The 7,797-nt window shown below is 64.9% G+C and carries 7 protein-coding genes; all 7 read left to right on the forward strand.

All coding sequences use genetic code 11. The annotated features are described in order from the left end of the window. Window positions 1–28: 28 nt before the first annotated feature. The 7 genes from eccB (at window position 29) to ACH4U7_RS11150 (ending at window position 7,793) form a co-directional block, all read left to right on the forward strand. The gene (gene eccB, locus ACH4U7_RS11120; RefSeq protein WP_398527678.1) at window positions 29–1,480 is read left to right on the forward strand and encodes a type VII secretion protein EccB; all 1,452 of its coding nucleotides are present in this window, start codon (window positions 29–31) and stop codon (window positions 1,478–1,480) included. A gap of 53 nt (window positions 1,481–1,533) precedes the next feature. After that, window positions 1,534–1,869 (forward strand): hypothetical protein, encoded by a 336-nt coding sequence (locus ACH4U7_RS11125; RefSeq protein ID WP_319686593.1) that lies wholly within the window; start codon window positions 1,534–1,536, stop codon window positions 1,867–1,869. Between the two features lie 87 nt (window positions 1,870–1,956). After that, entirely contained in the window at window positions 1,957–2,274 is a 318-nt protein-coding gene (locus ACH4U7_RS11130; RefSeq protein ID WP_319686592.1) for a WXG100 family type VII secretion target, read from the forward strand. A gap of 109 nt (window positions 2,275–2,383) precedes the next feature. Next, entirely contained in the window at window positions 2,384–2,869 is a 486-nt protein-coding gene (locus tag ACH4U7_RS11135; protein WP_398527679.1) for a type VII secretion system-associated protein, read from the forward strand. Window positions 2,870–2,966: 97 nt separating this feature from the next. Further along, window positions 2,967–6,830: an AAWKG family protein gene (locus ACH4U7_RS11140; RefSeq protein ID WP_398527680.1), complete on the forward strand. Its 3,864-nt coding sequence runs from the start codon at window positions 2,967–2,969 to the stop codon at window positions 6,828–6,830. 82 nt (window positions 6,831–6,912) lie between these two features. Then, a complete protein-coding gene (locus tag ACH4U7_RS11145) occupies window positions 6,913–7,392 on the forward strand; it encodes a YbaB/EbfC family nucleoid-associated protein (RefSeq protein ID WP_319686589.1) in 480 nt (159 codons plus the stop codon). Next, entirely contained in the window at window positions 7,389–7,793 is a 405-nt protein-coding gene (locus ACH4U7_RS11150) for a hypothetical protein (protein ID WP_398527681.1), read from the forward strand. Before ACH4U7_RS11145 ends, ACH4U7_RS11150 begins: the two co-directional genes overlap by 4 nt. Window positions 7,794–7,797 lie beyond the last annotated feature (4 nt).

A 7,797-nucleotide genomic window follows, 5' to 3' on the forward strand; every position in this document is an offset into this window, starting at 1 on the left:
GACGGCCCGAGACGGAAGGGAGTGACCGATGCAGACGAAGCGGGACCAGGTCCAGGCGCACATGTTCGTCATGGGGCGGCTGACGTCCGCCATGCTGCGCGCGGACCCCGACGCCCCGGAGAGCCCGCAGGGCAGGACCAACCGGGCCGTGACCATCAGCGTCCTCATCGCCATCCTGCTCTGCGCCGGATCGTTCGTCTTCGGCCTGCTCAGCCCCGGCACGAAGAGCTCCTGGCGGGACCCGGGCACGCTGGTCATCAACAAGGAGACCGGTACCCGCTACCTGTACCTGGACGGACGGCTGCGACCGGTGCGCAACCACACCTCGGCGCGGCTGCTCGCGGGTGACCAGATGAAGGTCATGACCATCGGGAGCAAGTCGCTGCGGGGCACCCCGCACGGCGCGCCGGTCGGCATCAGCGGTGCCCCCGACGAGCCGCCGGGCAACGACAACCTCACCGGCGACCCGTGGCAGGTGTGCTCCGGCAACACCAGCGGAGCGACCGGCACCACGGTGGCCGTGGGCGTCAAGGCCGAAGGCGCGGGGCTGAAATCCGGGCAGGGGCTGCTGGTGAGCGGGCCCGACAAGGACGACTACCTGGTGTGGCAGGGCCGCAGGCTGCGGCTCGACCAGAAGGCAAACGCCGCCGAAGCGCTCGGCTACGGCTCCACCAAGCCGGTGCCGGTCTCCGCCGCGTTCCTCAACTCCCTGCCCGCGGGCCCGGACCTGTCCCCGCCGGTCGTGCCGGGCCGGGGCGGGCAGGGGCCGGAACTGGGCGGGCTCCGGACCCGGGTCGGCCAGGTCTTCAAGGTCGCCGCGCCGGGTGGCACCGCCCGCTACTACCTGCTGCGCAAGGAGGGCCTTGCCCCGCTGACCGCCACCGGCGCGGCGCTGGTCCTCGGCGATCCGGACACCCGGAAGAAGGCGTACGCGGGCGGGGCGGTGTCGCCCGCGAGCCTGGGCGCCGACGCGCTGAGCGGCCATCTGGCCCCGGACACGCCGGAGGTCGAGACGGGGAAGCGGCAGCCGGCGACCCCGCCGGAGCCGGTGGACCTCGATGCCGGACAGACACCGTGTGTCGGAGTGGAGTCCGGGAGCGACGGTACGCGGGTGAGCGTGGCCCTGATCCGCGACGTGGATCTCGGCCCGACCACGCAGGCTCCGCCGGAGGGGCTGGTACCGGCGTGTGTGACGGTCAACCGGATCACGGTGCGGCCGGACGGAGGCGCACTGGTGCATGTGCTGGGCGCGGGCGGCGGCGAGGTCGGCAACACGCTTTATCTGGTGACGGACACCGGAATGAAATACCGGCTGCCCACCGCCGATTCCCTGAAGGCGCTGGGATACAGCGAGGGCGAGGCACAGGCACTTCCGTCCTCACTGCTGGCCATGCTGCCAACCGGCCCGGATTTGACTCCACAGGCGGCGAGCGCGGGACGGAGCAAATCCACGGCGCCGCAGTGTGAGACGGAGAACTGACCGGCCGCCAGTGCACCGTGCCTGGTGGCGAACAACAGCCGAAGGGATATCTCATGCCAGGACTGACGAGGTCAGAAGAGGGCGCAACCCGCAACGGAATCTCTGCCACGGAAGAGGCGTTCGGCAACATCCAGGTCTGCCGCCAGGACGTCGAGAACACGAAGCTCAACGTGGGCGGTGCCTACGGGGGCAGCGACGGTAAGCAGTACCAGGACCTGTTGCAGCAGTGGGACGACCAGGCCGAGGTCATCTCGAAGAACCTCATGGACGTCATCGACACGCTGAACGAGACGCTCCGGTCGAACAACCTGACGCAGGGTTCGCAGAAGGACGCCGTCGACCAGGAGTACACCCAGGCGAAGTCGATTTTCGACGCGCTGCACGGCTGAGCTGAACCCCGGTAACGGACACCCGGTTTCGTTCCGTCCCGCATCCCCTGTATCCCCTCGCAGTGAAAAGAGGTACGTGCTGTGCCAATGGACTTCTCCGACGGACACATCTACGTCGACTTCAAGGGCACCGACAACGCAGCTGAGGACATGCGTCTGCAGACTCAGAACATCGAGAAGATTCTCAACCAGCTCGAAACGGAGCTGCAGAAGTTCATCAGCAGCTGGGAAGGTGAAGACCAGGAGGTCTACGTCCGCAAGCAGGCGGCATGGCACCGGGCCGTCGAGAAAATGAAGGAGCTCCTCAGGAGCCACGCTGGACTGCTCGACGACATCGGCGACAACTACCGGACCAATCAGCGCAATCTCACGTCCAGTTGGGAAAACGTGAAGATCGGCCGCTGAGGCCGGGTGCGGTACGGGCGACTGCCTGCGCGTTGCCACACGTGGGCGGTCGCCCGTTTCGGCACAGGACATCCACGGAGAGCAACGGCCGACGAGAAGGGGTAGTGAGATGGCCGAACCGATCCAGCTGGACAAGGCGTGGATGGAGCACTTCATCAACGTCGATGTGCATGACTTCCAGGCGGAGCTGAAGAAGATCCTCAAGGACAAGGGGGATATTCCCGCGCTGGGCAGCCTCAAGTCGGAGAATCCGCATGACTGGAAGGGCGCGGACATCCCCTCGGGGACGAAGCTTCCCCTCACGATCGGCGCCATGACCGAAGAGGAGGAGCTGACCAACGGGTCGCACATACACAAGACCCTGAAGCAACTCATCGACCAGATCCTAGGGATGATCGAGGATCAGCAGAAGCTCTTCGACGACATCGAAGACAATCTGCGGGAAACCGTCAATACTTTGCTGAAGACGCAGGGTGACAACCTGGGCAAGATCGACGGCGAGAAGATTCTCGACCCCCTTGAAGACGTGGACGACGACCTGGCCTCCGAAGGGTCCGGCTCCGGCGGGGGCGATGGAAAGGACGACAAGAAATGACGGTGAAGAACCATGGCGCCGAGTGAGCCGTAGCCGCCCCGGCTGAGCACCGCAGTAACCACACCCCCTCGTTCCCCCGCCCGATGGAGGCGCCGCCGTGCCGTTTTCCAACGCCAGTGATTATTGGCAGAAGGCGATTTACTTCTTTACCGGTTACGATGCGCCGCACATCGACAAGTTGTTCTCCGAGTGGGTGGGCAACGATGACATCCCGCTGATGAAGGTGGAAATCACCAAGCAGAAGCGCGTCACCTACGTCGATGTGGATGACCTTCAGTGGAGGATCGATAACGCGGGTCGCGACGTGAACAACACGGACTTCGTGATCCCCTTCTACAAGACGGGGAACGAGGAGGAGTCCGGCGATGAGGCCTTGGGGGACACGATCACCTATTACAAGGCCCGATTCACGCTCTTGGGCAACCACAACGGCAAGGACAGGCCCTCCGGCGGTGTGTACGAGGGGGGTGAGCACAAGGCCAGGTACGACAACGACTTCAAGAAGTCGGACGAAGGGACCACGTGGGACACCGGTCCGCATACGCAGTACTCCTATGGAACGGGCCGGGCCCTTGAGGCCGTGCTCGACAACGAGGGTGGTACGCGTGGGTTCGAGTGGAACGGAATCGACGTGCCCGCCGAACGTGTCGTCGATCTCGCGTCGTTCGGCAGGGCGGCGGACGCCTTCGACCGCGTCGCCCAGTTCTACGTCGACCGCCAGGCGGAACTGGAGGAATGGCACAAGCGGGTCGGCATGCAGGAGAACAAGGCGTGGAAGGGCACGGCGGCCGGCGTCTTCTGGGATCTCATCCACAAGCTGAACAAGCGGTACGAGGACTACGCCGAGGACCTGCGCAACGGTGCGATGTTTTCCGTACCGGGCGATGCCATCCGGATCGCAGGTGACGAGTTCCGGAAAGCGGCCCGGAAACTCCAGCAGGAGTGGGCCGTCTGGGAAGCAAGGGACGGTAACCCGCTGAGCTTCCTCTCCGACCTGCTGTCGGAGATCGTGGACCACGTATGGGACACCAACATCTCGAACATCACGTACAAAGTGCATACCGTTGCCAGGGGTGGAACGAGAACCACCTATCACGCCACCGAACATTTCCGCCAGGATGCCATCGACAAAAAGGGTCACAACTATGGACCGCTGAGCAGTTTGGAGACCTGGAAGGCGGTCGGCGAGGCGGCGATCGAGCGGTGGAAGGACTCCGTCAAGGAAAACCTGATCGACAACGCCGACATCGCGCTCAAGACGGTGCACGACGCGTGGAGCCCCTCGGTCTTCGACGTCGGAACCGTCAAGACGTCGAGCGGCGACAGCCTGTCCCAGGATTACGAGAAGGACAAGGCCGACAAGGAGAAGGAGGAAGCGGAGAAGAAGGAGGAGAAGTACCGGAAGGAGCAGGAGGAGAAGGAGGAGAAGTACCGGAAGGAGCAGGAAGAGAAGGAGAAGAAGGCCAAGGCGGAGGCGGACGGGTATCGGAAGGAGCAGGAGGAGAAGGAAGAGAAGTACCGGAAGGAGCAGGAAGAGAAGGAGAAGAAGGCCAAGGCGGAGGCGGACGGGTATCGGAAGGAGCAGGAGGAGAAGGAGGAGAAGTACCGGAAGGAGCAGGAAGAGAAGGAGAAGAAGGCTGAGGCCGAGGCTGATCGGAAGGAGAAGGACCAGGAGAAGAAGCAGGCCGAGGCCGAGGCCAAGCAGGAGAAGTACCTGAAGGAGCAAGAGGCCAAGCAGGCCGAGGCGAAGGAGGGGCAGGAGCAGAAAGAGAAGGAGGCCGAGCAGAAGCAGGCGGCGAAGGAGAAGGAGCAGGAGCAGAAGCAGGCCCAGGCGGAGAAGGAACAGGAACAGAAGCAGAAGGAGCAGGAAGCCAAGCAGGAACAGAAGGAGAAGGAGGCCAAGCAGGAGCAGGAGCAGGCGAAGAAGGAGGCCGAGGCCAAGCAGGCGGAGCAGGAGAAGAAGCAGGCCCAGGCGGAGAAGGAGCAGGAGCAGAAGCAGGCCGAGGCTGAGAAGGAACAGGAGCAGAAGGAGAAAGAGGCCGAAGCCAAGCAGGCGGAGCAGCAGAAGAAGCAGGAGGAGTACCAGCGACAGCAACAGCAGGTTCAACTTGGCCAAGTGGCTCAGCAGAAGGCCGAGCAGGATCGGGCGAAGAAGAAGCAGGAGCAGGAGCAGCAGGAGCAGGAGCAGAAGCAGGCCCAGGCGGAGAAGGAACAGGAGCAGAAGCAGAAGGAGCAGGAAGCCAAGCAGGAGCAGAAGGAGAAGGAGGCGGAGCAGGAGCAGGAGCAGGCGAAGAAGGAGGCGGAGGCCAAGCAGGCGGAGCAGGAGAAGAAGCAGGAACAGGAGCAGAGGCAGGCCAAGCAGGAGCAGGAGGAGAAGGAGAAGGAGGCCGAGGCCAAGCAAGCGGAACAGGAGCAGAAGCAGGAGCAGTACCAGAAGGAGCAGGAGCAGAAGCAGGCCCAGGCTGAGAAGGAGCAGGAGCAGGCGAAGAAGGAGGCCGAGGCCAAGCAGGCAGAGCAGGAGAAGAAGCAGGAACAGGAGCAGAGGGAAGCCGAGAAAGAGCAGGAACAGGCGAAGAAGGAGGCCGAGGCCGACCAGAGGGAGCAGCGGAAGAAGCAGGAGGAGTACCAGCAGCGGCAACAGCAGTACCAGGAGGAGCAGCAGCAGCGGCAGGAGCAGCAACAGGAGGAGCAGCAGAAGAAGCAGGAGGAGTACCAGCAGCGGCAGCAGGAATACCAGGACAAGCAGTACCAGCAGCAGGAACAACAGCAGCAACGGCAGTACCAGCAGGAGCAGCAGCGGTACCAGCAGGAACAAAAGCAGGAGCAGCAGCGGTACCAGCAGGAGCAGCAGCTGGAGCAGCAGCGGTACCAGCAGGAACAGCAGCAGTATCAGCAGCAGCAGGAGCACAGCCAGCAGCAGCAAGAGCAGTACCAGAAGCAGCAGGATCAGGCGCTCAACCGCATTGGCGGCGCGCTGAACGGCGATAACTTGCCGCCGTTGTCGCACGACCCGATCACGGGGCCGGTGAACGGCGATGACTCACTGCACAACCCCGGTGGGAGCGAGTCGCACATTGACTCCCACGGCCGGGTGGTCACGGAGTACCCGGACGGCCACACCACCACGATCGATCCCGACACCCAGACTTCCAGCATCACCACGCCGGACGGCCACACGCGCTCCGGCCCGCTCAACGTCGATAACGTCCTCAACAACCCCGACGGCAGCAGGTCGCACATCGATCCGCAGGGGCAGATCGTCACGGAGTACCCGGACGGCAGCACGTCCACGATCGATCCGCACACCGGCGCCACCTCGATCACCGACTCGGACGGCAAGTCGATCACGGGGCACCTGAACGGAAGCGGCAACTCACTCCCGGACTTCCAGCACCAGACCCCCGGGTCCAACTTCGGCCACATCGGAGGCAACGGCGGGGGCGGCAACTCCCATTCGCTGTACGACCCGTCCTCGTACGAGGAGGAGTTGTGGGACAAGGACCCGTATCAGTCGCCCGGTGAACAGAACGGCAACGGCAACGGCAACAACCAGGCGGCGGCCAACCTCGGCAACCAGAACCAGCCCGGGGCACCGGGGGGCGGCGGCATGCCCCTCAACCCCGGAACGATGCCCGGACGCGGTGGTGGTGGCGCCGGCGGTGGCGAGGGCGGCCCCACCGAGCGGGTCCGCAACGTGATCGACAGCGACGACGTGGTCAGCAACCGCCGGGCGGCGCCCAGGCCCGGCCGCCCCGGCGGCGGACTCCTCGACGAGCGAGAGAACGTGATCACCAGTGGCGGCACCCCGTTCATGCCGCCGATGGGCGGCGCGGGCGGAGCCGGGGCGCCCGGCCAGGTGGCGACCCAGACCGACGACCGCGAGCGCGAGTCGTGGGTGCCGGAGGACGAGGACGTGTGGGGCAGCGACGAGGGCGGCTCACCGGCCGTGATCGGCCGATGAGCCCCCGCCGCGCCGTCGTTCCGGAAAACCGTGCAGCCAAACCGATCAGCCTGACCAGTCCGACCAGCCCGAGGAGCACACGTTGAGCGAGTTGAACGATTCGTACGCGGAGCGCGTCCATCAGGCCAGGGCGCACCTCGAAGCCACGAAGGCCGCCATCGCCCGTGCCGAGCAGGAGCTCGCGGCCAACAAGGTGAAGGCCCGTTCGCGGGACCGTGCGGTCGAGGTCACCATCGGCCCGCAGGGAGAGCTGGCCGGGCTGACGTTCGTGGACAACAAGTACCTGAACATGACCGGACCGCAACTGGCCGCCTCGGTTCTTGAGGCGGCCGAGCGGGGGCGTCAGCAGGTCACCCAGCGGGTGATGGACACCTTCCGCCCGCTGTTGGCGGCGAACCCCGATGTCCCGGGGTCCCGGGACATCGGCATCGACTGGGACCGGCTCTTCGACTTCGGGTCGGCGTTCGAGGGCGGTGGGCGAGCGGGTGGCGGCAGGCCGTCCAGCGACGGGTTGCGCGACGAGATCCACGAGGACCCGGATGTCCCCGGAGGAAAGCCATGAGCGACGACACCTATGACATGGATCTGGGCAGGATACGGGGAGCGCTCGCCGGCCTGGCCGGTGTGGAGAACCAGTTCATGGCGCTGAAGGGGGAGTACCTGGGCGACCATGAGAGGTACAGGGGCTGGAACGGCGACAAAGACGCACCGGACGACTACTACACGAAGACCGAGCCCGACGACGAGAAGACGGTGCGGACGCTCACCGAAGCGATCGAGGGTCTCGGATTGGCGGTATCGGCGCTGAGAGCCGGACTGTTGGAGAGTCTCGGCAGCGTCAAGGCCGTTCAGGCCGACGTGAGCGAGTTGATCGAGCAGCAGAAACGTATCGCTGACCCCGACAGCGGCGACGACTCCGGCTACGAGTCCGGCGACGACGAACAGTCCGGCGGAAAGCACTGACTCC

Source organism: Streptomyces sp. NPDC020845 (assembly GCF_044334165.1).
Lineage (GTDB): Bacteria > Actinomycetota > Actinomycetes > Streptomycetales > Streptomycetaceae > Streptomyces.